The sequence below is a fragment of the uncultured Mediterranea sp. genome (assembly GCF_902493215.1).
In the GTDB taxonomy this organism is placed as follows: Bacteria; Bacteroidota; Bacteroidia; order Bacteroidales; family Bacteroidaceae; genus Bacteroides.
In genome coordinates this window covers 65,051-87,921 of the sequence record NZ_CABUOL010000012.1, presented here as the reverse complement: position 1 = coordinate 87,921, position 22,871 = coordinate 65,051, and the positions used below count along the sequence as shown (strand labels likewise).

The 22,871-nt window shown below is 46.5% G+C and carries 27 protein-coding genes; all 27 read right to left on the bottom strand.

Annotated elements, in window-relative coordinates; translation table 11 throughout:
• Positions 1-73 precede the first annotated feature (73 nt).
• Entirely contained in the window at positions 74-358 is a 285-nt protein-coding gene (locus RDO88_RS08965) for a hypothetical protein (protein WP_307759047.1), read from the bottom strand.
• 7 nt (positions 359-365) lie between these two features.
• Positions 366-1,175: a hypothetical protein gene (locus RDO88_RS08960; RefSeq protein WP_307759046.1), complete on the bottom strand. Its 810-nt coding sequence runs from the start codon at positions 1,173-1,175 to the stop codon at positions 366-368.
• Between the two features lie 2 nt (positions 1,176-1,177).
• Entirely contained in the window at positions 1,178-2,230 is a 1,053-nt protein-coding gene (locus RDO88_RS08955) for a hypothetical protein (RefSeq protein WP_307759045.1), read from the bottom strand.
• Entirely contained in the window at positions 2,227-2,523 is a 297-nt protein-coding gene (locus RDO88_RS08950; protein ID WP_307759044.1) for a hypothetical protein, read from the bottom strand. Before RDO88_RS08950 ends, RDO88_RS08955 begins: the two co-directional genes overlap by 4 nt.
• A gap of 18 nt (positions 2,524-2,541) precedes the next feature.
• On the bottom strand, positions 2,542-3,717 hold the full coding sequence (locus tag RDO88_RS08945) for a hypothetical protein (RefSeq protein WP_307759043.1): 1,176 nt from the start codon (positions 3,715-3,717) through the stop codon (positions 2,542-2,544).
• 10 nt (positions 3,718-3,727) lie between these two features.
• On the bottom strand, positions 3,728-6,658 hold the full coding sequence (locus tag RDO88_RS08940; protein ID WP_307759042.1) for a hypothetical protein: 2,931 nt from the start codon (positions 6,656-6,658) through the stop codon (positions 3,728-3,730).
• 77 nt (positions 6,659-6,735) lie between these two features.
• Positions 6,736-7,158, bottom strand: coding sequence for a hypothetical protein (locus RDO88_RS08935; RefSeq protein WP_307759041.1), 423 nt, complete (start codon positions 7,156-7,158; stop codon positions 6,736-6,738).
• Complete coding sequence (locus RDO88_RS08930; protein ID WP_307759040.1) at positions 7,155-11,639, bottom strand: tape measure protein; 4,485 nt, start codon at positions 11,637-11,639, stop codon at positions 7,155-7,157. Before RDO88_RS08930 ends, RDO88_RS08935 begins: the two co-directional genes overlap by 4 nt.
• Before the next feature lie 2 nt (positions 11,640-11,641).
• Positions 11,642-11,803, bottom strand: coding sequence for a hypothetical protein (locus tag RDO88_RS08925; RefSeq protein ID WP_307759039.1), 162 nt, complete (start codon positions 11,801-11,803; stop codon positions 11,642-11,644).
• A 35-nt stretch (positions 11,804-11,838) separates the two neighbouring features.
• On the bottom strand, positions 11,839-12,222 hold the full coding sequence (locus tag RDO88_RS08920) for a hypothetical protein (protein ID WP_307759038.1): 384 nt from the start codon (positions 12,220-12,222) through the stop codon (positions 11,839-11,841).
• A gap of 68 nt (positions 12,223-12,290) precedes the next feature.
• Positions 12,291-12,842, bottom strand: a complete 552-nt coding sequence (locus tag RDO88_RS08915) for a hypothetical protein (protein ID WP_307759037.1) — start codon at positions 12,840-12,842, stop codon at positions 12,291-12,293.
• 1 nt (position 12,843) lies between these two features.
• Positions 12,844-13,236, bottom strand: a complete 393-nt coding sequence (locus tag RDO88_RS08910) for a hypothetical protein (protein ID WP_307759036.1) — start codon at positions 13,234-13,236, stop codon at positions 12,844-12,846.
• Entirely contained in the window at positions 13,233-13,529 is a 297-nt protein-coding gene (locus tag RDO88_RS08905; RefSeq protein WP_307759035.1) for an HK97 gp10 family phage protein, read from the bottom strand. Before RDO88_RS08905 ends, RDO88_RS08910 begins: the two co-directional genes overlap by 4 nt.
• Entirely contained in the window at positions 13,520-13,843 is a 324-nt protein-coding gene (locus RDO88_RS08900; RefSeq protein WP_307759034.1) for a hypothetical protein, read from the bottom strand. Before RDO88_RS08900 ends, RDO88_RS08905 begins: the two co-directional genes overlap by 10 nt.
• Complete coding sequence (locus tag RDO88_RS08895; protein ID WP_307759033.1) at positions 13,840-14,154, bottom strand: DUF6706 family protein; 315 nt, start codon at positions 14,152-14,154, stop codon at positions 13,840-13,842. Before RDO88_RS08895 ends, RDO88_RS08900 begins: the two co-directional genes overlap by 4 nt.
• Positions 14,151-15,233 carry a major capsid protein gene (locus tag RDO88_RS08890; protein WP_304227334.1) on the bottom strand — a complete coding sequence of 361 codons (1,083 nt, stop codon included), beginning with the start codon at positions 15,231-15,233 and terminating at the stop codon, positions 14,151-14,153. The genes RDO88_RS08895 and RDO88_RS08890 overlap by 4 nt, the downstream gene beginning before the upstream one ends.
• A gap of 15 nt (positions 15,234-15,248) precedes the next feature.
• A complete protein-coding gene (locus tag RDO88_RS08885) occupies positions 15,249-15,839 on the bottom strand; it encodes a head fiber protein (RefSeq protein WP_307759032.1) in 591 nt (196 codons plus the stop codon).
• Positions 15,840-15,842: 3 nt separating this feature from the next.
• Complete coding sequence (locus tag RDO88_RS08880) at positions 15,843-16,499, bottom strand: hypothetical protein (protein WP_307759031.1); 657 nt, start codon at positions 16,497-16,499, stop codon at positions 15,843-15,845.
• 169 nt (positions 16,500-16,668) lie between these two features.
• Entirely contained in the window at positions 16,669-16,947 is a 279-nt protein-coding gene (locus RDO88_RS08875; RefSeq protein WP_307759030.1) for a hypothetical protein, read from the bottom strand.
• Positions 16,948-16,978: 31 nt separating this feature from the next.
• The gene (locus RDO88_RS08870; protein ID WP_304227339.1) at positions 16,979-17,383 is read right to left on the bottom strand and encodes an antitoxin HicB; all 405 of its coding nucleotides are present in this window, start codon (positions 17,381-17,383) and stop codon (positions 16,979-16,981) included.
• A 39-nt stretch (positions 17,384-17,422) separates the two neighbouring features.
• Positions 17,423-17,611: a type II toxin-antitoxin system HicA family toxin gene (locus RDO88_RS08865; protein WP_117671892.1), complete on the bottom strand. Its 189-nt coding sequence runs from the start codon at positions 17,609-17,611 to the stop codon at positions 17,423-17,425.
• A 188-nt stretch (positions 17,612-17,799) separates the two neighbouring features.
• Positions 17,800-19,314, bottom strand: coding sequence for a phage portal protein (locus RDO88_RS08860; RefSeq protein WP_307759029.1), 1,515 nt, complete (start codon positions 19,312-19,314; stop codon positions 17,800-17,802).
• A 10-nt stretch (positions 19,315-19,324) separates the two neighbouring features.
• On the bottom strand, positions 19,325-19,630 hold the full coding sequence (locus RDO88_RS08855; protein WP_307759028.1) for a hypothetical protein: 306 nt from the start codon (positions 19,628-19,630) through the stop codon (positions 19,325-19,327).
• A 10-nt stretch (positions 19,631-19,640) separates the two neighbouring features.
• Positions 19,641-20,909, bottom strand: a complete 1,269-nt coding sequence (locus RDO88_RS08850; RefSeq protein ID WP_307759027.1) for a PBSX family phage terminase large subunit — start codon at positions 20,907-20,909, stop codon at positions 19,641-19,643.
• Positions 20,906-21,418 (bottom strand): hypothetical protein, encoded by a 513-nt coding sequence (locus tag RDO88_RS08845; RefSeq protein WP_307759026.1) that lies wholly within the window; start codon positions 21,416-21,418, stop codon positions 20,906-20,908. The genes RDO88_RS08850 and RDO88_RS08845 overlap by 4 nt, the downstream gene beginning before the upstream one ends.
• A complete protein-coding gene (locus tag RDO88_RS08840) occupies positions 21,419-21,601 on the bottom strand; it encodes a hypothetical protein (protein ID WP_307759025.1) in 183 nt (60 codons plus the stop codon).
• A gap of 403 nt (positions 21,602-22,004) precedes the next feature.
• Positions 22,005-22,745: a ParB N-terminal domain-containing protein gene (locus RDO88_RS08835; protein ID WP_307759024.1), complete on the bottom strand. Its 741-nt coding sequence runs from the start codon at positions 22,743-22,745 to the stop codon at positions 22,005-22,007.
• Between the last annotated feature and the right edge of the window lie 126 nt (positions 22,746-22,871).

Sequence of the window (22,871 nt, the reverse complement as noted above, 5' to 3'; positions counted from 1 at the left end):
AGTTCCTCCCAAACTGAAATATTAGCTGCAATGGCGTCACTGAATTTCTTTTTTTGTATCATAATTCTAATTTTTAAATGTTGTCAAGATTAAGTTCTTCTCCAATCGCGGTAAAGAAAGAGACCATGAAGTCTGGTGTGCAAGTCATGGCAACAGCCTTCATAAGTGCAACTTCTCTATCGTCATATTCTGTATCCTCATCAGATTTATAAATCTTCTGAGCAAGAACCAACGCTGCCACACCAGCAGCCTTGCTGCACAGGACATCCGCGAAATCTTCACGCATGTCCTTGACTACACAGGTTCGCTTGGCGATACCTGAATAGATTTTCATTTTTTGAAAATTGATTGTTTTCATATCATTACTATTTAACCGAAACAAGAACTCCGTGCACAAACTTCAATGTCCGTGAATAGCCTCCTACGGCTATATTATATTCACCGTCTACGCCGGAATATTGGGAGTTCTCGAACTTTATTGAAATCGCTTTAGAACTAATCTCCACATTGTTTTTGGCGGATGCGTCTTGAGCTAATAATGTTTGGCTAGTTATCATAGTTGCTCCAAGTGGACCGCTAATACTCACATGAGTCGGCGATACATCTGTTGAATAGGTTATCTGTCCGCCTTGATAAGCATCCATACGAATTAGTCCTACATCGTAACCTTCAATGCTTGAGAAGTTAATAGTGACAAGCTGCTTGCCGTTTGCGTCTATCATCCTGAAGCTGTTAGTCTCCGGACTGATAATAATTCGCTTCCCGCTTGCAGCAGTTTCAATCGTCCCTCGAAAGTAACCGTCGTCAGCATTGATGGTTCCGGTGATGTTAACATCCTTGGCCGTAATGCCGTCGGCATCAATCTGGTCTGCTTTGATTTTCTCTGCCAACAGCAGCTTGGTAGCTACGAATTGCCAGTCTGTTGCCAGGGCCCAGTAACCGAGATTATTGGCAACCGAAGTTTGTGGGTTGTTGGCCGTAGATGACGTGTGTGACTTGATGCACAGATACAACTTGGAGTTGTACACTTTCACATCATACCACTCTTCACCTTCCTTTCCCTCCAGACATTGCTGTCCGACGGCCCAGTCTGTGATACGAAGTTTGGCACCCTTGTTACCCTGAGGGCCCTTCTGTACAAACCTGACTTCGGATGTTCTCGATGCCAGTGTCATAGCTATTCCTCCGTCGTGATTACAACCGATACATTACCTCCCGCCTGGTCACACATGGCATACGTGCAGGTTCCGCTGGCGGCAGCTGTGTTGGCCGTAGATGGATTGAGCACCACGCCTGCCGAGTCCATGAATGTGAAATAGAAGCGCATGTCCTTGTATTTGGTCGTGCTGCCACGTTTCACAAGGATGGGTGTATAGACTACCGTATCGCCTTCGTCTTGGATCGTTTCGTCCTCCGGTACCGGATTGAGAATGATGTCCAGCGGGTCGGATACGTCCATCACCGTCTGCACGTCCATGCCGATCATCACCCCGCTTTGATAGACTTCGGCCTTGAACTGGCCCGAAGTGTCCACCATGTCCGTCGTGACCGTCAGCGTCTGCCCGGTCTGCCCGCTGATAACACTCCAGGCACCGTTGGCCAGCTTGTACCATTTGTAGGTCAAGCCGGAAGTGATTTCATCCGAACCGACACGGGCCACCGCCTTCAACTTACAGCTGTCGCCCTGTGTCGTCAGGGTGAAGTACTTGTTGTCACCCGACATGATGGTCACCCGCTTGGAGTTGCCAACACCGTAGGTGATGGGGATGGTGTAGACAAACTGTATCTTGTCGGACGTGTTGCCGACAGCCACGGTCGCCTCTCCCTTGATGGTACATGGAGCTGCTCCGGCTGCCTTGACAAGATTCTTCTTGATGCGCAGCGCATAGTAGTTCTGCACGCCCGCCTGATAGCTGATGAACTCGAAGTGGCCGCTCTCTCCGCTGAAGCTGTTGGTCGACACCTTGTCACTGCCGAATGTCAGCTCTGTGTCGTTAAAGTACCATTTCATCGACGAGGGCACCACCAGCCCTTCGGCCACACGGCTCGAGGTCAGCACGAAGGACAGAACCGGAAGCAGGGTAGTGAAGTCTGGTGATATGTCCACCGGGTTGCTGCTGTCGCCGTTGTATTCTTGGTACAGGTCGCCCTTGTCGCACATGATGGCCGGCATGTAGACGCCACTTTTTTGTGAGAAGATGACCTGACCGACTGCGGTTGCCAGACTCATACGTCACCTCCTTCCTCCTCTTCAACGTTCGGTAACAGCTCTGTTGCTTGTTTGTACTGCTCCGGCGTATAGACTTCTGCCGGTGTGTCGGTACCGTCGATCTCCGCCTTGGCCTGGACAGGTTGCAGGCATACGCCTCCAACCGTCTGGGCACGGTCGAAGATAGTGTCACCGGGTATTCTGTTCAAATCCGCCTGCCACAGCAGTACGTTTCCGTCAGCTGTCTTGTTGCGGATATCTGTCACGCCGAGATAATCGGCCACTTCTTTTGTCGCCTTCACATAGAATGCCATTATTGCCTCCTTTCTTGATTAATAAGTCTCTTCATACATGCGCTGGTAGAGCGGTGTATCGTCGTCCATTGTGATAAAAACATTTGTATCGTTGTCGTCCACCACCAGTGCCTGCGGACCTTTGTCCTCGACACGAAGCTCGAGCATCATGCCGTCGGCGAATGGCACCTTCGGCTGGATGCCGATGGCCGCACGGGTGAACGATGCCGCTCCGGCCGCCTTGGTGTACCATACGAACTTGAACCACTCTTCTGGATTGTGTATCACGCCCACACTGTCACGGATGAAGCCGATGGGCAGGATGTACATCGTGCCGCCAGGTACTCCGCAGGTGACACCTTTCCAGTCACATTCAACCTTGGGGATACGCCGCCGGATGGTAGTCGTGGCTGTCGGGTCTGCTTCCACCGGAGCGGATGACTGGGTACCGCCGCTGTTATAGTGCGCCCGGCATACATAGGTCTGCAGTTCTCCGATGAAGTCACGGTCGATGACCAGCACATTCTTGTTCACTGAGACCACCTCCCAGTCATTGTCACCATTGCCGTCAACGGTAATCTGCTCCAGATTACCGTTGTCGAGCTTCCGGTACCAGAAGAAGGTGGTGCCAGCTTTGGCTGTCACATCAGCGTCTCCGGCCATCAGCTTGGCTGTGATGGTCTGTTGGAGCACGTCACGTACAGGATTCCAATCTACCGTCGCCGCAGAGTCAAGCATCAGCACAGGCTGCGCGTTGGTGGCATCCGACACGATGATGACGGTCGTCAGCTTGTACTGGAATACCTGCTTGGTCCGCGTGTCTTCGTAATCGGCCGAGAACTCCAGCGTGATGGGTGTCAGTACCGATGAGTTCTTCTTGACCGATATCTGCCCCTTGTTGTCGCCGCTGGTGACGATGGTGTAGTCCGTGTTGCCGCTGGTGATTTCCTTTCGGGTACCGCGCAGATTCTCATACCATCGGATGTTCGTCAGTGCCGAATTGATGGTACCTGACTTGGTGTAATTGTCCGGGTCGGTCGCCGTACACCTCGGGAAGAGAGTCAGCGGTGTCAGTGTATAGTCGGGGGCGAACTCTCCTGTGACGGCGTTGTAGAACTGCCGGTCGGCCACGCTGCCGACCACTTCCATGCTGGCGGAGGTCTTCAGGGGCTTGTAGTTCACCTCGATTTTCCGTTGTTTCTTTGCTATGTCCATATTGTATCAGTTAGAATGTTACATAATTCTCTGCTATCTCCACTTGTTTGCCGTCACGCAGCAAGGCCGTGGCCTTGAACTTGCAGCTTGTCCGGCTCTGATAGTTGGTGCCCAGGTCGTCGAGTGTCAGCGTCAGCTGCTTGCCGGCATCCGCCCGCTTCACCGCCCAGGCATTGTCTTCCGTCACATCGCCCGTGTCACGGGTCCAGCTCACATCGGCATCGAGTATGTCGGCGGTCACGTCCTGATTATACAGAGTACCGACCACCTGCAGGGTTGTGAACACGACCGGCTGGCCCGCTTCGTCGGTCACTGATATGGCCTCGTAGTCGAAGTACCAGCCGTTGCTGCTCTCTATCTCGATGGCGAATGTTGGGTTACCCTCTATCATCGCCCAATCTGTACAGCCGTATCGGGGTTCCTGCGTGGTACCGGTCAACAAGCACATCCATTTGCAACCGTAGTGGTACACGCTGTCGAATACCTCCTGCGTGGACTGATAGGGGTTGCTGGATGCTTCTTCAGCGCTCCAATAGCCACGCTGGTTTTCTTGCCGTATGGGGTTACCCTCGTAGTCAATGCGCATCACGTCCTGTGCCGCGATGCCCCGGCAGTAGACGTAGCTCTGTCGGTAGTTGATGGGCAGGTTGTCGAAGATGGACAGTTGCTTCAGTTTGCCGACGATGACGCTGTAGTTCGATTCCTCCAGCACGGGCTTGGTCACACCGTCAAGCATGCAGATGCATCCCTCACGGCTTGAGATATACCACCATGACTGGCGGTCCTCGTTTACAGGGTTGCCTCGGCGGGTGAGTGCCATCAGTTCAACCGGAGGAAAGTTTTTCCCACCGGGCACCTCGCTGTCCGGATACAGCACCACATTGATGCTGTTGGCCGGAGTGTCTACCGACAACACACGTGCCCAGCTCGTGTAATACTCGCCGCTGCCCGATGCCAGGTCGTTAACTACGCCATAGATGACATCGTTTTCCTGAAGGGCGGTGAAGTCATTCTCCCATCGCTTGCGGAGCTTCAGGGTATAGGTGCCATCATCCATCAGCGTCACGCTCTCCACGGTGCCACTTTCGCTGAAGCTGTAGTCGCTCTCCATGGCGGACAGGCGGTTGAAGATGATTTCCATCACAGAGAGAGATTCCCGCACCTCGAGGCGGGAGACTTGTGCACGACCGTCGGGGAAAAGGCCGATGCCCTTACCGGAAAGTATGCTGTCGATGAACTCACCAATGTTTAGAGGATAGTTAGTACCATCCGGCTGGTCCTTGCGAAGAAACATCATTAACGCCCGTAACGCGGAAAACGCATTACTATCACTTGGAGCAGTTGAATCGTTTACTTTGATAAGATATACTCCGCCTTTCCCAAAGTATGTTTGCCCCTTGTAAGTTAATGACTCAACATCACTTTCAATCTCACCGATGCGTGAGTAGGGCATACTTTCACCGATGGTATAGACTGGGGCGTCCCAAGGAATATCCAAGTTCATTTCCCAACCCAAAACACGGGAGATACGCCCGTTTTCGAAGTAGGTGTCGTCAACGAGATTGATACGTTGGCCAAACTCGAATGTGCGTGAAATCGGGTCTTCGTGCACCCAAGTGCTCATTAAGGTAGTAGGGTAGGTGCCATCGTCCTTCTTCACCTTGTCGGCATACTTCTGCGCTTTCTCCTTCAGCTCTTGTTCGGCTTCAGGGGTATATTGGTCGGATACTAGTTGGATGTCAAATCCGGATAGAATGTATTGGTCGCCGTCTGCTGGACAGATGATGTCGTCGGGTAGGGGACGGCCATAGTCTTCGTTCCTCACAATTTCCCAAAGCTGCTCGCCGCGCGTCTCGTCCTTGGGTGATGGGTTGAAGATGACACCGAACTCCATACCATTAAGCTTTCCAGACTGGAATCTGATTTTCAGTTCTTGTCCTTCGAGGATATACTCCTCTTTGAACTCCAATCCGGTATCTTTGTAACGGTAGTATGTGACGGTCTCTTTTGTCCCGTCCTCATTCTCCACTTCTTCAGTGCGGGTGTGGACATCGGAAAGGGTTCCTATCCGTCGGGGATAGACATCATCGAACACTACAACGTCCTCGATGGCCTCTTCTTGCGACATCCCTTCGTATGCGTCTATATAGGGAGTGTCAGCCGGAAGCATCAGACGTTTCTGTACCACGCCATTGATTACTGCCTGCTCATCAGTAGGACGGTAGTTAGTGGGTATGTTCTTGGTTGAGCCGAATGCATAGATGCGGGTGGCATAAGTGCCCTGGCTTTCGCTGCGGGTGATGCTCGACGCTTCGACACCACGCTCGATTTTAACGGCATCCCCGAACTCATTTCGCCCAAAATGAATCACGTTGTCCGTTATCCAGCAATCGCAGTTCCACTTATCCTCACCCGCCATAGAAAACAGGGCATCCAACAGGTTCATGTTGTCGTATGTCATTGCTACGGCCTTGTTTTCTACGGTATCGTCTATGCTGAATGTGAAGTCTGTTCCTTTATAGGTATATCCCAAAGCCTTCAGATTACGGAGGAACACGCCTAACTGCACGTCAAGGGCTGCAGTAAGCGACCATGACGCTTCGCTACCGGCCTGTTCAGGTGTGTATTTGAATATCTTGTTCTTCCACTTCCAGTAGTAGGCATCCAGTCTTAATTCGTAGTCATATCCTCCGGTTGAGGTGTTATAGGTGGGCTTCTGAAGGTCAACAATCTCATAGATTTTTGCCAGCTTGCCACCCAGAGAGTCGTCCAATACTCCGGCCAAATCCACGTAATCGCCCAGTTTGAACGGGATGGGAGAGGGTACCGAGAAAGGAAGGATAATGTAGTCCTCTTTCATCAGTGTAAACTTTCCCTTGGCCCCCTTGTTGATAGGGGGCGAAAACCTTACTTGGCCGGATATGTCTTTGATTTCAATCATATCCCCAAAGTTCAGAAATAGAAAATGGAAGCCCTAATAATCAGGACTTCCATTTGAAACAAGATGGAAAAGGTTCGTTATTCGCTTCTGTCGGTAGGGTTTGGTTCTTCGAATTTGCTCGACACCTTACCAAAACACCTGTCTAAACTCAATCCATAAGAGATGCTTTTCCCCAGATAAACCAGCTTGAAAACCTCACTTCCGATAGCGGGAATTTTGATGTTTACAGCGCCCTTCTCTAGTTCTGTCTGAAAGGCTTTCTTCTTTGTCCGGTAGTCGCTTTCCGAACTTCCTTCAATGGTAAACTGGAGGGTGATTTCGCGCGAGTCCACTCTTGCGTTATCGGTTATCACACGTTTGCCATGTTCCAGTCGGCTTTCATTCTCAATGTAGTCTTTCATCTGGTTGAACCCGTCGATGGCGTCTAGGAAACCATCTCCCATGCGAACTCCCCACGTTGAGAATGCGTCTTTCTCGTTGATGATTAAATCTCCTGTCATAGTCTTGATGTATTACGTTTCACTTCGGCGATGTCAGCCTGCATCTGTTTGATGGGTTTGACGATTTCGCCTGTATTCTCTCTGATTTGCTGCAGCTCCAAGTAGGAATTAGCCAGTATGGTACGTGTCTCGTCAGCAATGTTGTACATACTTGACGCTTGGGACGTCAGGGCACTGATAGAACCTCGCAGTTCGGTGATGGCAACCGTCTGTTGTTGTTCGGCAGACTCTATCCTGAGATTGGACTCATATACGGCAGTAAACCGCCCACTCAATTCACCTGCATCTTCGTGCGTCATTTCTGTTCCGAAACCACGGCTGGAGGCGGACTGCTGCTCGGAGGAAGAACTGTCCCATCCCATAGCCTGCATGATGGCGTCACGCTCAGCCAAGGCATCACTTACTATCTGGTCCCATTGTGACTTCAGGTCGCTTTGTTCTGTTCCGGTAAGCGTCCCGTCCGTCATCGAGTCTGCAAAGCTCTTATACCAATCCTTCAACCTTTTGGCATAAGTGTCTGACATCATGCTCTCTACCACTGCCTGCTGCATCATCTTCTCGAAATTTTCGGCAAAGTCTTCCGCATCCGATTCCATGTCCAGTAGGCTGTTCTTGAATTCATCCCGGACGGTATCAAACGAGGTATCTGTCAGCTTTTCGCGGTAAGCGTTCTCCAACTCTTCCAGTTGCTTCCAATATTCGATGTAGTCGTCCATGTATTGAGAAGCGTTCTGATATCCATCGTCGGCATATTGTTTGATTTTGGAATATAGGTCGGTCGCATCATTGGCCACGTTATACATCTGCTCACTGGTCAGATTCCAAAAGTCACTGGCACTCTTTACAGACACACCGGCCGCTTCGCTGACCCGTTTCCAGTCCTCGGCCGACATTGCTTCATTGATTTTCTTGTTGCTGGAGTGTGTACCTCCAATTCCAAGAAAGCCATTGCTATAAGCTGCAGCCGAACGTCGCATCATTTCTTGCGTGTTCGCTATCTGGTCCTCTATATTCTTCTTCTGTTGCTCATAGATGTCTGTTGCATCAGCCACGGCACTTTCGTCCATTTTCTCGGCCAGATTATCGAGAGATTTTATCAGGTCCTGATTGGAGAGGGTCAGCCTTTCAAGATCTTCCTGCAGGTGTGGGTCGCTTTCTCCTCCAAAATCTATTCCTGTCCATCCGAATATAGTATCCCATGCACCATAGGCGGCATTTGCCATAGATTTAACTACATTCCCAATAAATCCATCCAGCCCTTGTGACCCAATATTGTCAAGAAGTGAGAATATGCTTCCAATTATTCCAGAGATTTTATCCCCTCCTTTACCTACAATATCAATAATACCACTCATAAGGTTTCCTACAGACGTAAGAGATACTTCCGAACTATTTCCTAATTCGTTGATAGCCCCTGATAGATACATGAGGTTGCTCCGCGCCTTGTCTGCCGACTTTTGTACATTGTTCTGGGCGTTCTGTTGCTTTTTCTGTGCATCGTTCAGCTTCTTTGCGGCGGATTCCTTCTGCTCGTCAGTTCCGCTCTTCATGGCTTCGTTGTATTCTTCCTGCGCCTGTGTCAGTTCTTCCTGTGCCTTGGCCAGTTCGTTTAATTGCTCCGGCAGGTCGGCCAGCAACCCTCCCTTATCAATAAGGGTTGTCTGAATGTTATCCAGGGCTTCGTCAATGACTTTCTTCTGGTCAACGGCCATGTTCTTGTACTCTTCTGAGTTCTTGAAGTCCTTCAGTTGCTGTTTTACCTTGTTCAAGGACTCCTTGGATACCTTATCCAAGTCACCGAAGACAAGTTCCCAGTTGATACCCTGTTTCAGTTTCTCGAGGTCTAAATCAGAAAGAGCCTTCTCCATTTCCTTTTGCAGAAGTTTCCCTTGCCAGGTGTCTGCACCGCCCGCATCTGCAATTTTCTTGGAATATTCCTCCGTGATGGCCTTTTGTCGTTCTCTGAATGTACCATAGTTTTGCAGGTATTTGTACATGGCTTCTTGTTCGGCATCCAGTCCGTCGAGTATTGTTTGTACCATATCGTTGACTGCTTCTGCCGTTTCCTGCTCAGCGGTATCAACCCGTTTTTGGAGGTCTTGGGCAAAAGATTGCTCTATTTTGGGGAATGGAGAGGAATCTTTAATTTGCTTTTTCTTATCCACGTCTCCTCCAAGTTCTTTGTAAGTCTTTTCCTTGGCCTCCATTTCTTCACGGGCTTTCTTTACCTGTTCAGATGTGGCTTTCTGGTCTTTAATGAGAGTTTCATATCCTTTTTTAGCTTTTTCCCAGTCAGCTTTTGCTGATGCAAGATCTTGTTGGTAGGTGGTTTGATTTTTATTTGCATCAATACGTGACTGTTTTGTTGATTTAGCGGTATCAATAAGCGTCTTAATGTCTTTTACTTCAAATAACGCTTCGTCAGATAAAGAGCCTTTTACATCAATAGGAAGGCGCATATTTATTTTACCACTTTCTCCTTTTCCCTTTATCCTTTTCTCAAGTTCTGAGATATATCGGTCAAACTCGCTGATATCAATCTCCTTTAGGCTGGATATGAATTGTTCAGAAATGCCTTTGCTCCTTTCCTTCAACAATATATCTCGTTCTGCCCGAAGCTCTTTCAACTTCTTTACGTATCCATCAACTCCTTGTTGGCCAGAAAGTGATTTCAGGAGATTCTCATAATATGTAATTTCATTTTCAAGATTGGCAAAATCCTGTTTTTGCTTTTCCCCTACACGTATCGCATCCTCTTCAGCTATCTGCTGTTTGAGTTTAAGTATATCGGCCAATTTAATACTTTCAATGTCGTACTGAGAGAATATTTTCGGATATTCTTTCCTCAATTCTGCAAGGCTTTGGCCACGTTGTAAATCAGTCAAAGCTATGTCTCTCGAACTTTCGATAAGTGCATCAATCTTTCTTTTATGCTCTTCCGCTTCTTTTTGTGCTTGCTGCTGTCTTTCGTTCAATCTTTTCTGTGCTTTTTCAGCTTCGGTTGAACTATCATGCAACGCCCATATTGTAGCCGCTAATCCAGCTACCACCGTAGCTACAGCCACGTAAGGATTGGTCAGCATTGCCGCATTTAGAAGCATTTGTGCTTTTCTTGCAATAACTCTTGCGCTGGTTAACGCTATTTCAGCGATGGTGTGTTTGCTTGTGGCGACGGTTGTGAGCATAAGAGCCGCACGATAAGTTCCATAGGTGGCAATCAGGCCTATCAATACTTTGCCTATCGTTTCATAATTCTCAATCAGACCTTTCACGGCGGATATTCCAGTAGATGCAATTCCTTGTGTATCTTTCCCAATTTCGTTTAGCATGGTATCCCAAGCATCACCCAAATTACTTATTTGGCCCGTAAGAGACTTGGATTGTTCTTCCATCAAATTGTAATAGATGCCCGATGCGCTGGTCATGTTCTTGAATGCTTGTTCCACCTCCTTGAATCCAACCTTACCAGCTGTAACCAGACTGGAAACTTCATCTTTTGTTACTCCAAGGACTTTTGCTAATTCTTCATAGATAGGGATACCACGTCCGGCGAACTGACGAATATCGACTGCATAAGCCCTTCCTTGCGTTCTTAAAGTGCCATACAGATAAGCAATTTCACTAAGTTGTGAGCCGACACCTGCTGCTACATTACCAAGCATTACAAGTTCATTCCCCACATTCTCGGCAGACGATCCATAGGCAAGCATCTGCTTGGCTGAGGATGCAACACCCTGAAGATCGAAAGGTGTCTTTGCTGCAATCTCTACCAGTTCTGCCATTAGTTCGTCTGATTTTTCCTTGCTTTTGAGCATAGTTGTGAAAGCTATCTCTAACTGTTGGAACTGACCACGAACATTGACAAGTTCTGTAACAAAGTTTTTCAAAGCTGTTACTCCACCGATTACTCCCAGAACTTTGGTCAATGAAACGGACATTTTTTCGTTGACTTCCACTGATTCTCCAGCTTCTTCCTTGAAGGCGGCGTACTCATCCTTCAATCTCTTTACCGAAAGACGTGCCTCTGCCTGCTGTTGGGTCAATCCAAATAAAGCGGCCTTTTCTTCATCAAGAACCTTCTTAGCCGAGTTGTACTCAGAAAACAAACCGGAAGCTGTAGCAGGATTTCTTTTCAAAGCTGTTTTATAAGCGGTGCCAAGACGTTTTACATCCGCTTCTACATCTTTAACTACTCTTTTCTGGTCGATAATCTTTTGTGTGAAATCATTCACTGATTGTGAAGCATTGTAGATTTTCGTTTTGAAATCATGTTCCATCGTTGCCCCTGCCTTGGCCGCTTCAGTCACCAGTCCCATCATCTGTTTACGGGTGGATGCCAGTTGAGTCTCCAAAGCTCTTGCTGCTGCCGGAGATTTGTTCACGTCCATCTTCTTGAGCTGGGCTTCCAGCTTCTCACATTCCTGCCTCAGACGGATAACTTCATCATAGTCTGAGCTTACTTTAAAGTATAGCGTAGCCATATCTATTTCTTGTTTCTTCTTCTGCGTGAAGCCATATCCTTACCTTTTACTTTCGTAACCTTTGTTCCGATAACGGTATGGAGCTTGTCGCGCTGCATTAATACTAAGTTTCTGTAGGGTATCTCGTGGACCACTTCTCGGTAGGACAGATGTAGATTTTCCATGAACGAAGCAATCTGCCCCAAAAGAGTGTCATTTCCTACAACCTCGGTTTCGCTGCCAGCAGGCTTACGTTCTTCGCCAAGCTGACAGCTTTGAGAAAAACCTTGGAATCGATCATGGAAAGGGTTTCATCCAAGGCGTCCACCACTTCGTCCATTGTGCCATGGGACAATTCGTCACTCAGACTTTCATCGCCTGTAATCAGCCACGAAAGGGCCTTGCTATATGCTTCACTATCTCCAAGAGAGAGTAACACGTCTCTCAGGCTTTCCGCATCCTGTATGTTTGAAAGATGGGAAATGGCCCCTGCCAGCTTGTGGATGGTAGGCGGATAGACCGTATAACTTTTGCCGCCTACGATTACCGTTCTGAAATCCATTCCTATGATGGATTCTGATATGATTTTTGCTCCTGTGTTCATAACTGTTCTATATAAAAAAGGCGGTGAGCCAACCACCCACCGCCATCCTGACAAACACTTCTATGTTTTTAATCTCCCTGTTTTACTTCTTCGGAGTCGAACCAGTATTCCGGAGCGATGGTGGAGTCTTTCGGCTCCAATTCAAGAGCACTTACCGGAAGGCCAATAGCCTTGTCTGTGGTTGCTTCACGGGCACCGATGTCGGCGCGGGGAATGACGCAATACTGGTCATCCTCGGTTTGGGCCACAATCAGCTTTTCGATGTTCACCTTGCCTCTGGCTCGTTTCCATCCCTTGTCGGTGTTGATAACGTCGCCTCCCATGAGATCTTTCTTGGTCGGATAGTCGTACTCACCAATGGTGAAGTTGACGGTCACGTCGCCCATCTCTTTGTCGCTGCGATAGGTCTGATTCGTGAGCTGGTTCTTGTATTTGGTGCGGCTCGCTTCCGCTTCTTCAAGTGTCCAGGTATCCTGATGGATGTTCTTCACCTCTTTCAGGGTCTCACCCTGCAAAAGAGTGTACAACGCCTGTCCGGTCAAATCTTCTGTGATAGCACTTGTTTCGCCATACCATAGTTTCTTGATATTAACGGCGGTTATTTTCTTTGCTTCTGCCATATCATTTTACATTTAAAACTTCAAATAAAATTCTTACATTCACATAGTGACACTTTAAGGCAGTGTCCTCCTCGGTTCCGATTGACTCGATGGAATAATGATAGGAGGTATCGTCATAGCGTCCGGTTACGCCGTCAAACAAATCTTGTGCCTGTTTCTCCAGTTCGTTCAGCCGGATGGAGTTGGCTTCGCCTTCCTTCAGGTCAGGAACGCAAAGATTCATCTCAACGAAGGATTTCTTCCAGTACGCTCCCGGCTGTTGCTTCTTGGCGTGAATGACAACTCTTTCGGATTTCATTACCCCTGTCAGCTTCTTGCCGTGGGGAACGATGGCTATACCGAAAGGCTGGCAATCACGGTAGAGTATGTTCGCTATATCGGTAGTTACTATCATTTGATCTCCTCCTTCAATCGTCTCTCAGCAAATAGGGCCGCGCCAGTCAAGACTTCGTAACCTTTGGATTCAACAAAAGAAGCGTATTCGGCTTCATTTCTCAACTCCAAGCCATCATCTTGAGCTGAATACTTGTTTGACTTTCTAAGGTTTCCGGTACGGTTCTGATAGCTGCCATTCTTTACGGCATAATCGACAGCCTCCTTTCCGACCTTCTCCTCAACGGCTTTCACCTCGGCATAGCCCTGCTGGAAGAATCTGTCCACGTCCGAAAAATCAAACTTTACATCCATATCTCTGAGTAACCAAAATAATTCGTATTCTTCACCATGTAAACCTTGCCGCTTCCCCGGATATTCTCACCATCCATACACCTGACTTCATCACCAGCCTTCAGAGAGATTTTCTTCTCACAGACTACATGGTAATTCGGTCGATACACCTCACCGTTCTCCGAAGTAAACTCCTTGGTAGAGTTATCGTCACACCGGCATCGACATACGTCCTGCCAGCTTTCGCCACCGGAATCTGGAATAGGTCTTCCGAACTCGTCTGTTTCCATCGGAGTAAAGACCTTAACCTGTAATGTATGTGGAGCAAATATCATAGAAATCTGACTTTAGGTTTATCTGACAGCGTGTCTTCAAGACCATACTTCTTGCACAAGAAAGAATAGTATTCCTTCAAGCCTTTTGTATCCCATGACATAGAGAAACCGTTCTCGCTGATGGAAGTGGCACGTAGCAATAGAGAGGGGATGAACTTCGCCATGGCCACCGAAATCAATCCGATGTTTGACGGGTTCATCTCATCCTCTCCGCTTATCCCTGAAGACAGACTTATCTCCAAAAGGTCAGCCTCCGACAAATTAATGCCGAAGGTCTGAAACTTCTGTGATATGTAGTCGTTTACTGTCATTCGTTCATGGTTGACAAATCAAAGTTCACAATCAGGTTCGGGTTCGTAATCTGCGGAATCCACTCTGCAGTGTATTCCAAATAACGACCGTTCTTGTCCTTGTAACCGGAAATAAGCATATCACCGTCTGCCTGGGTGTAGTTACGTCCAGGTACGCCGTCCACTGCTTCGTACGGAGTGTGGAAACGCATATAACCGACCTTATCCTGCGGAAGCAAGGTGATACGGTCGTCGGCGTAAATCTGCACGTTTTTTCCGGTCTGGTCTTTTACGTAATCTTCCTTGATTTCAATGGCCGGAAGCCCGATGCCAGTGAACACTTGGGAAGCCAGTTGAGAGGTAATCAACCCGGTTGAAAGGTACATTTCATTTCCTGTAAGCTGCATCTTGAACTTGTCACCAAACTCAGCCGACCCGATGATATTCTTCACGAAAGTTCCTCGTGACATAATCATCTTTTGGAAGTTTCCATAGTCAGCTTTCAGTGCATTAATCTGCTGTTGCAAATAGGTAATGAAGTTCGCTTTAGCACCTGTATCAGGTTTGATGAACTTGAACGGCAATTCAATGTTAAGAAGGTCGACACCTCCGGCATTGTCGTCTTTGTTCTTGACTGTTGCTTCTCCGGTCATCAGAAGTGAACCTACGATAATATCCATGCGCTTGTGAGCTGCCAAAAGTACCTGGCGGTAATCGTCGTAGATGAAGTTCACGATTTCCTGCATGGCTGCTACCTGGTCAGCAGGTTTTGCTGCATTGAACTTGTCAATCAAGTCCTGCAGTTCTGACAAACGGTCAATGGAAATCTGGTAGGCATCACCCAGATAAGCGATTTCACCGTATCCCGAACCAATGTTTCTACGTTCACGGATAGGCTTCTCGCCGTATCGTGAGTTAATGGAACCGGCCATCACTCCAGTAACCTGACCGATGTAGTCCTTGAATACACGGGTAGTCGTTCTACGGAAATCAAGATACTGCTGCCAGTAGATTGTATCCTTACGAGTCTGAAGGACACGCTGGATAACGGCGTTTACGATATTGGGGTCGTTAAACAGAGTATGAATAGTTAGCATCATGTTTTACCTCCTTTCTTATTCGTTAAACTGGAAATGTGGCAAATTTTCTTTATCCTTTGCATGGAAAGGCATAGCCAACTTAGTAGGCTCAATCTCGAATGCTCGCATCAAAAGAGCAACTAATACAATGCCTTCTTCTACTTGTACTCTTCCGTACAAAGCTGAGTTAGCAACTACCTTTGGAGTAGTACCGCTTACAGCTGTAGCTTCATAGAGTACAGTACCAGCTTCCACTGTTTCGCCAAAGTCGGCAGCCAACGTCAACTTATCGAAAGCTTTGTTTGATTTGTCAATACTGTTGATGGTAGCTCCATGAGAACCATTACCCAGATGCATACCCACATAAGCCAAAGAGTTTTTCTTGATTTTCAATGTGGTATTGGAACCGGTGGTAAACTTTTCATAGACTTCTACACGGATAGCCACCTGAGCGGTTTTCTTTACCAAATCAGCGGCAATCGGAGTGAAAGATGGGAGGAATGAACCAACAACAAGGTTGGTCGTATCCAGCTTATAAGGCCCTCTGCGTCTTACACCGGTAGAAACGTCATAGCGTTCCTCGATGGACGGTTCAGGCTCCATGTAATACTTGTATCCTGCTGACATAAATTACTTGTTTTGTTGTTCGACAATAGATTTTGTGTCCGCCTCAATCATTTTGGCGAACTCACTCGCTTCTTTCTCCTGCTTCTGTTCGGCAGTTTCAGGAGCTTTGGAGAACTGAAAACCGCTGTTAGACATATCCTGCTTCATGTCCTTGAAATAGGTATCCAAGTCCGTATTCTCAGGAATGTTGCGGTCTTTCAGCATAAATTCGGGAATACCGTACTTCTTCGCCACTACTGAAATCTGAGAATTACGCTGCGCCTGCGCTTCTTGTTCCTCCATTTTGGCCAGTTTGTCTGCAAACGGCTTGATACCAGCTGCAATGCCATCGGCGATCATCTTTGCGATGTCTGTCTCCTGCGGCTTTGGAGGGTCGTTTGGTTTCGGTGGTTCTGGTTTCGGATTCTCGATTGGTTTCCCGTCTTTCAGTCCATGCTTCTTCTCGTAGTTTGAAACAGCGGAAGTCTGCGCTTGTCCTGCACGGAAATCACCATAGTTTTGCATCACGTCCTGGAAAGAGATACCCTCAACGATGGAGGTCACCTTCGTTTCGTCCGTTACACCCTCTGCCTTCTTTGTGGCGATACGGGTGAGTGTGGCAGTGTCCACCCCAGCGAATTTCTGTTGCAGTCCTGCCAAGATTTGTTCAAAGATTGTCATACCGTATGAGTTTGATTAATAATTTCATACGGTAAATTTACTTATAGAGAAAGGGAAGGGGAAATTTTAAGGCTAACGATACGAAACAATTAAGAGAATGTTCGTTTTTAGACAAAAAGAAAGCGTGACTACTAGGGTAATCACGCTGGAACATCATTCAATTATACTTTTAAAATTTCAATATAGCTGCTTCTATTTCTTTTTTGTCAGAATCTTTTATGTTCCTCAAAGCATTCAGGAAAGGTAAAATTAAAGAGTCATCAACCATGAACCAGACTGGATTTTTAAATAATTTTGGGTATCCGGGATCATCTCCATAGCCATTCCATCTCATTGCCATTCTTCTTTCCCCATTTTCCCAAATACCTATCGCTATAGAAAAATCATCATTTTCAAATACAACATTCTCAACCTTAAAATTACTTGGATTTACATCTTTTGCTTTCATTGTACTATCCTCCATTATATTTAATTAATAATCATAACAAATTTATAGCTGCCAGTTCCTCTGTCAGCGCGTTAATACCTTTCTGAATCTTCTCCAACTGCTGTTTACGGGGTTTGTGTACTCCAGCCGCATAATGCCACAACTGGCGCTCATTAATTCCGGTTATCCGACTCAATGCGGCTTTGGTGAAGATACTGCTGTAATAGTTGATGAAAGTAGCAGCATCTATCTTGAACTTCAAGGTAAACTCTCCCTGCAAAATTTCCACTGGAGCGATGTTCATTTCATTACATGAATCCAGATAAAGTTCAACAGCCTCCTTCATGTTTTTCTCGATTTCCTTCACGTCGTTACCGACAGTAATCACCGGAGCACCTTCAATATAGGCACTAAGATTATTTCCAGCATGTTCTACAATCACTTCTACGGTTTTCATACTGACCTCCTTTTTATCGTTAAACAAAAGAGGCGGGGGCTATTTTAGCCCCGCTTGCCTCAGAATGTTGTAATAAGTGCCTTTCTCAACGCCTTTCTTGCCGTGGTCAGGTACAATAACTACATGACTACCATCAGTGTAAACCATGTGACTGCCTTTCTGCCTCACGAACCAAAAGCCATTTTCAGTAAGCAGCGTTACAACGTCTTTAACTGATTTGTAGCTCATAGCGTTTAAGACTTAATTACGATGCAAATATAGTAAAATAACGAATAATTACAAAGAAGTATTCATGTTTTTACTATGATAAAGAAAATAGCGATACCTCGAAAGATACCGCTATTCAAATAGTCAATATTTTAGATTTATATCATTCTGTTTTGTATTATCCCCGTAAATATTCTGACTGGGTTGTTCTATTCTTCAGATTTGCTACCAGCACTTTTAAGAGAGGAAAGCTGTTTCTGTTTCTCAATGTCGTTCTTCTGCTTCTCAGCCTGCTCTTCCTTGATGGCTTCAATCTCATCCAGAACTGCATCCACGTTCCCCACAAAGGTAATGGCCCGCTGTTGAGACCAGATTTCACCGTCCTTGGCCTTGATAGCTGTGTCTATCTTGTCTTTGATGTCCTCCAGTTTGTATGGCTGCATCTGCACATCCACGTCAATAGTCTCGGAGGCTTCTTCAAGGGTGGAATTCACGGAACCCAACGCGGAGACAAGGAAGTTTACCCGTCGTTGCATGAACTCGCCGACGGTTTCATTCAAATTCTCTACATTAAGGTGGGTGGACATGAACACATAGTCGAAAGTCACACCGGAAACGGCGTTTCCTGTACCCTTCAGGGAGTCGAAAGAGATTCTGGGCGTATTGGTCAGTCCGTATATCTGACTTAACAGCGTCTCCACCTCGAACTTGACAGTATCTGGTACCTGTGACCAGGTAAGATACTGGGCATTTGCTCCCTGGCCGGTCAGCTCGACCACCCGGTTTTTGAACTCACCTGAGAAATTCTCCACGTTACCAAAAAGCATGAGGATAGGGAAGAAGTGGTAGTCGATACAGTCTGCATAGTTTGAAAGAAGTTTCTCCAGTCTTACGCGAAGACTCTTAATCTTCTCACAATACGCTTCCGGACGGTACATGTAAATCACCGGCATCTTCTTGAATCCATGAGCAAATGAGCCTTTGTCAGTCCAGTTGCTTGTCAGTTCCCATTGGTAAACCATATCCTTGGTAATGGTCATGAAACATGTAATCTCTACATCGTTCAGGTCTTTCTTCTTGTACTCACGGGATAGGGCTACCAAATCCCCCTGGTCATTGAAGAAAGGGTAGAGTTTGTCGCCACGGAACGGAGACCAGATGGCACTCTTCAGACGGTATTCAGGCTTAGATTTACCGAAAATTCCTGAAATCTTTCGTTTGAGCTTTGCCCAGAAGCCGTCATCCTTCACCACATACCAGTATTCGGCCACTTCCTGCTCGGCCAGCCATGCCCGGACTACTTTCTTGTTCTGGTATTTCAACTTGTTTTTCTTGAACACCTGCTTCAAGGCCGAAAGAAGATTCTCCTCCGATTCATCCGGCTGGCAATCAAGGACCGGTTCTGTTCCCACGGTGAAGGCTGTCTGAATGTTCACAATGTCCTGCTCGAGAGGAAGAGCAATCCTGTTCGGTTCAACTTCTTTTCTTACTGCCGGCTCAATATATTCTTTCCCGGTTGTCGGGTCTGTAATCCGTTTCTCAGGCTGGGTCGTAATTTTGATTTTCGGGTATTTCTCTTCATCTATCACTATCTCGTGCTTGTTCGGATTCCAGTCGTTGTAAAGAGCGTGAGCGTTTGGTTGCTCGGTCTTTCGTCCTTTCTTCAGATAGTAGATTTTTCTCTCTATTTCAGGTATAGCTAAAATTTCTTCTAAGGTTCTCATATTATTACATTTATTGTTCCAACTTTAAAAGGTAATCCATATTAGTCCAGCCGCCATTAGCCTTTATGCTAATTATTTTCTTTTCTAACAAGTTTTTGGGAATTGCATCATTCAAAACTCCATAGCGGTATTCGTATTTTTTATAATCCAACCAACTCACGTTTGGATTATAAATTTCAAACTTGCCCCATTCTCCTTTTCTTTCAATGAGAACTAAGTTTATAAACTCACCAACTGTATGAGGTTTATCCAGTCTTACATCGTAATAAGCTGAACAGTCTCCAGACTCTTCTGAGGTTTGTATAAAGCGTATCATATTCTAAAGTTTAATGTCCAAATATTCCTGAAACGTCTTTAGGTTTCATAATTCTACCGAGAAGTTCTCCCAGCACATAGTAGCGTGCAGCATCTATGCCATGATTATCATGGTCTTCAGGTTCGTTGATGTAGTTTCCATCCTTATCCTTTGCCCATACATAGTTTCTGAACTCCCGTTGAAGGTTATAAGAACGCTTGGTGATGAATATTTCCATTCCCTGCATCTTGTCAATACCGGCATTGACAGAACCTTGTCCTTTCTCTACCGCGTATATTTTAATCCCTCCGTTATGAATCTCCTGGATGAGTCGCGGGTCCGCACTGTCGGCAATCACTCTCAAATTCCAAGGCCGCAAGGTTTTTATGATGTCTCCCGAAAGCAGTCCGGTTCTATAATCCAATTCATCCAGATACAGTGCATTGTCTATGATTCCACATCGGATAGCCGCTGTGGGGTCATTGGTATAACCAAAATCCAGCCCGATAGCTACATGCTTGCACCACATCGGGAACTCATCCACGATACCCCATTTCTTGAACACAGCACCTTCGGCTACGTCTGCCCATCGGCCGATAACCACATGGGCGTACTTCTCCGGATTCTTCTCTTTCATTTCCTTGACTTCTCTCAGGAACTCAGGAGAAAGATTCTCAATATTGTCGAAGTAAGTCGTATGAATGTGGAGAACATTGGGATGAGTTGAGATTTGAACCGGTACACCGTCAATCTCCACAAGCCGATGGGTATTCTCGATGTATTTCTTGTAGATGAAGTGATTGGAGTCACAGGGATTCATGATGATGATAATCCGGTTCTGGATTCCCTTTTTACGGATGGAGAGCATAATCTTGTCAAACTCTTCCTCACTTGTCCATTCCTCCGCTTCATCACAGACAAAGGTGGTGATACCCTGAATAGATTTTAGTTTAGCGGTCTGATTCCCGGAAGAAGTCTTGATACCACGGAACATGATACGACTGCCGGTCATCCGGTTTACAATATCGGTTTTGGTGGTCTTGAAATACTTCGTTGTTCCATCCAAATCTATCTTTTCCATCATCTCTGGAATGATAGACATCCCGGCAGATACCATCGTGTAACGGGTATAAAGAATCTGGTGGACTATCTTCTCTGTGGGAGTCATCTCGAACGTCAGCCGCTCTATGAAGGTAGAAGCGTTGAAAGACTTCCCCGAGCCACGGCCACCGGTAATGAGAATGATAAATTTCTCGCTATCGGTATATAACGGATGATATATCGCTTGGGGTACAATCATTTCAGGTTATTTTTAATCCATGAGTCAATAGAAATTCCTTGGTCAATATCCTTTGGAATATCGGCGTCTTCGTCCTGACGGCGTTCAACCTTCCTCCACTCTTCGTCATGGTGATACAGCCAGACGGACATGGCCTGAAGATTTGGAGCCAGTTCGCTTTCACTTACCTGAAGCTCTTCTTCGCCGGTCAGGTTTCCGTCCTGGTCTTTCAGCTTCCTTACTACAGTACTTTTTGTCTTGATACCGCCCAAAGCTACAGCAAGGAACTTGGCACGTACAGCAGCCGTGATGGTCGCACGCCCGCGCGCTAATACTTCGCATAATTCAGAGTGCTCATTCTTCTTCTCGCAGAAAGTCTGGGGAGACAAACCTAACGCAAAGGCGATTTCTCTATCTGTGAATCCCTTTTTGGCATACATTTCCACCTGAGAGAGAAACTCCTCACTCTTGTAGTCAAATTTGGGCTTTCGTCCTGTATGTTTGCTTTTTTGAGATTCACTTTTCATCATTTATTCCTCCCAGGGGTTTTCGCCCTCTTCTTCAACGTATATTCGTTTCAATTTCTCCGAAATTTCACTGAGCTCATATTTCATTTGATTTACATGAAACTCTGCTGGCACAGGCAACCCCAATGCTCCTAACAGGTTGTCTATCCTGTCAATAATTTCTCCAAATTCTTCTGATGCTTTCATTCAACTCTTTTTTAATTTTCCACACTTATCACAGATTTCATAGCGGAAGTCTAAAGGCCCTTTCCAAACGTAATGATGGATACAAAAAAGGTTCTGCTTTATAAACCTCTTTAGCCAAAGAATAAAATCTCCTACCATATTTCATCCGTTATTGTTACCCATATAAATGCGGCGAGAAACAGGCTTATTGCCATAGATATCAATTCCTCTCTTTGAGAAATAACTGTCTATTCTCGCTGCATATCTTTCCATTATAGACCTCGTTCTGTCTCTTATACTTCTTTGTCTGTCTGTACCAAGCCCGTATTGCCTTCCGGCGTTGTACATTATTCGTCTTGACTGTTGATACAACTGGCTATATGTTTTTCTTCTGACTCGGCTTTCCTCCTAAAATTTCATGTTGTCATTCAATTCTTTCTATCTGTTCATCGAATACCTCACCCTTGATAAACTTGGAGTAGGGGTCGTAACCGAACCTTTCACAGAAGGCTGCTTTAGCTTCGAACGTGTCAAAGGAAAGCATCAGATAAGCGTCCATATCCTGTGCCTGTTTCTGGGCTGCATTCTTCACCTGCTGCTTTACTTCTTTCATGTGAGCTACCTTTTCAGCTCTTTCCATCTGCTTGGCGGCTTTCTCAGCTTCTTTCTGCTCTGTGACAGGTGCCATCATATCCTCCAAAGCGTCCGCAATGGAGTTTTCTTCCTCTGTTTGGAGAAGGAAATCACAACCAATCATGTTAAGGTCTGCAGCAGTCAGGCCGGCATCCTGGTAATCTATATCCGGAACCATCCGGGCCAAAGCGTCATAGTCCCATGAACCTTGCGCGTTAGGATTATTCATCAGGATGTTCAATTCCTTTTCCTGCTTCTCGTCCACGTCAATGACATCAACGCGAATTCTGTAGTCATTTTCAGGAAACTTCTGCAGTTCATCCATCACGCTCAGACGCTGGTGGCCACTGACGACGGTCAGTCCGGTCCGCTTGTTGACTACGATACCTCCAACCAGCCCGAACTTCTTGATACCCCGTTTCAACGTCTTACGGGATTCCTCAGATAACTTCCGAGGATTATAATCAGCAAAGTGAATGGCGGAACGGTTAAGTTCCACCGATTCACTCTTTATGTATTTGCTCAGTTCCATATCATCCGTTTACATTAGCGAATCGGCCTGTACCAATCCGAGTCGTTCTATCCCTCAATTTCCCTGATGAATCTCTTGCTCCAAGAAGTCCCATTCCTCGAACCCTTCTTGCTTGTGCGGCTGCTT

What these genes read in the sequence shown, in the direction of transcription:
- RDO88_RS08965 (WP_307759047.1), bottom strand. Translation starts at nt 358, where the DNA reads ATGAAAACAATCAATTTTCAAAAAATGAAAATCTATTCAGGTATCGCC.
- RDO88_RS08960 (WP_307759046.1), bottom strand. Translation starts at nt 1,175, where the DNA reads ATGACACTGGCATCGAGAACATCCGAAGTCAGGTTTGTACAGAAGGGC.
- RDO88_RS08955 (WP_307759045.1), bottom strand. Translation starts at nt 2,230, where the DNA reads ATGAGTCTGGCAACCGCAGTCGGTCAGGTCATCTTCTCACAAAAAAGT.
- RDO88_RS08950 (WP_307759044.1), bottom strand. Translation starts at nt 2,523, where the DNA reads ATGGCATTCTATGTGAAGGCGACAAAAGAAGTGGCCGATTATCTCGGC.
- RDO88_RS08945 (WP_307759043.1), bottom strand. Translation starts at nt 3,717, where the DNA reads ATGGACATAGCAAAGAAACAACGGAAAATCGAGGTGAACTACAAGCCC.
- RDO88_RS08940 (WP_307759042.1), bottom strand. Translation starts at nt 6,658, where the DNA reads ATGATTGAAATCAAAGACATATCCGGCCAAGTAAGGTTTTCGCCCCCT.
- RDO88_RS08935 (WP_307759041.1), bottom strand. Translation starts at nt 7,158, where the DNA reads ATGACAGGAGATTTAATCATCAACGAGAAAGACGCATTCTCAACGTGG.
- RDO88_RS08930 (WP_307759040.1), bottom strand. Translation starts at nt 11,639, where the DNA reads ATGGCTACGCTATACTTTAAAGTAAGCTCAGACTATGATGAAGTTATC.
- RDO88_RS08925 (WP_307759039.1), bottom strand. Translation starts at nt 11,803, where the DNA reads ATGGAAAATCTACATCTGTCCTACCGAGAAGTGGTCCACGAGATACCC.
- RDO88_RS08920 (WP_307759038.1), bottom strand. Translation starts at nt 12,222, where the DNA reads ATGAACACAGGAGCAAAAATCATATCAGAATCCATCATAGGAATGGAT.
- RDO88_RS08915 (WP_307759037.1), bottom strand. Translation starts at nt 12,842, where the DNA reads ATGGCAGAAGCAAAGAAAATAACCGCCGTTAATATCAAGAAACTATGG.
- RDO88_RS08910 (WP_307759036.1), bottom strand. Translation starts at nt 13,236, where the DNA reads ATGATAGTAACTACCGATATAGCGAACATACTCTACCGTGATTGCCAG.
- RDO88_RS08905 (WP_307759035.1), bottom strand. Translation starts at nt 13,529, where the DNA reads ATGGATGTAAAGTTTGATTTTTCGGACGTGGACAGATTCTTCCAGCAG.
- RDO88_RS08900 (WP_307759034.1), bottom strand. Translation starts at nt 13,843, where the DNA reads ATGATATTTGCTCCACATACATTACAGGTTAAGGTCTTTACTCCGATG.
- RDO88_RS08895 (WP_307759033.1), bottom strand. Translation starts at nt 14,154, where the DNA reads ATGACAGTAAACGACTACATATCACAGAAGTTTCAGACCTTCGGCATT.
- RDO88_RS08890 (WP_304227334.1), bottom strand. Translation starts at nt 15,233, where the DNA reads ATGATGCTAACTATTCATACTCTGTTTAACGACCCCAATATCGTAAAC.
- RDO88_RS08885 (WP_307759032.1), bottom strand. Translation starts at nt 15,839, where the DNA reads ATGTCAGCAGGATACAAGTATTACATGGAGCCTGAACCGTCCATCGAG.
- RDO88_RS08880 (WP_307759031.1), bottom strand. Translation starts at nt 16,499, where the DNA reads ATGACAATCTTTGAACAAATCTTGGCAGGACTGCAACAGAAATTCGCT.
- RDO88_RS08875 (WP_307759030.1), bottom strand. Translation starts at nt 16,947, where the DNA reads ATGAAAGCAAAAGATGTAAATCCAAGTAATTTTAAGGTTGAGAATGTT.
- RDO88_RS08870 (WP_304227339.1), bottom strand. Translation starts at nt 17,383, where the DNA reads ATGAAAACCGTAGAAGTGATTGTAGAACATGCTGGAAATAATCTTAGT.
- RDO88_RS08865 (WP_117671892.1), bottom strand. Translation starts at nt 17,611, where the DNA reads ATGAGCTACAAATCAGTTAAAGACGTTGTAACGCTGCTTACTGAAAAT.
- RDO88_RS08860 (WP_307759029.1), bottom strand. Translation starts at nt 19,314, where the DNA reads ATGAGAACCTTAGAAGAAATTTTAGCTATACCTGAAATAGAGAGAAAA.
- RDO88_RS08855 (WP_307759028.1), bottom strand. Translation starts at nt 19,630, where the DNA reads ATGATACGCTTTATACAAACCTCAGAAGAGTCTGGAGACTGTTCAGCT.
- RDO88_RS08850 (WP_307759027.1), bottom strand. Translation starts at nt 20,909, where the DNA reads ATGATTGTACCCCAAGCGATATATCATCCGTTATATACCGATAGCGAG.
- RDO88_RS08845 (WP_307759026.1), bottom strand. Translation starts at nt 21,418, where the DNA reads ATGATGAAAAGTGAATCTCAAAAAAGCAAACATACAGGACGAAAGCCC.
- RDO88_RS08840 (WP_307759025.1), bottom strand. Translation starts at nt 21,601, where the DNA reads ATGAAAGCATCAGAAGAATTTGGAGAAATTATTGACAGGATAGACAAC.
- RDO88_RS08835 (WP_307759024.1), bottom strand. Translation starts at nt 22,745, where the DNA reads ATGGAACTGAGCAAATACATAAAGAGTGAATCGGTGGAACTTAACCGT.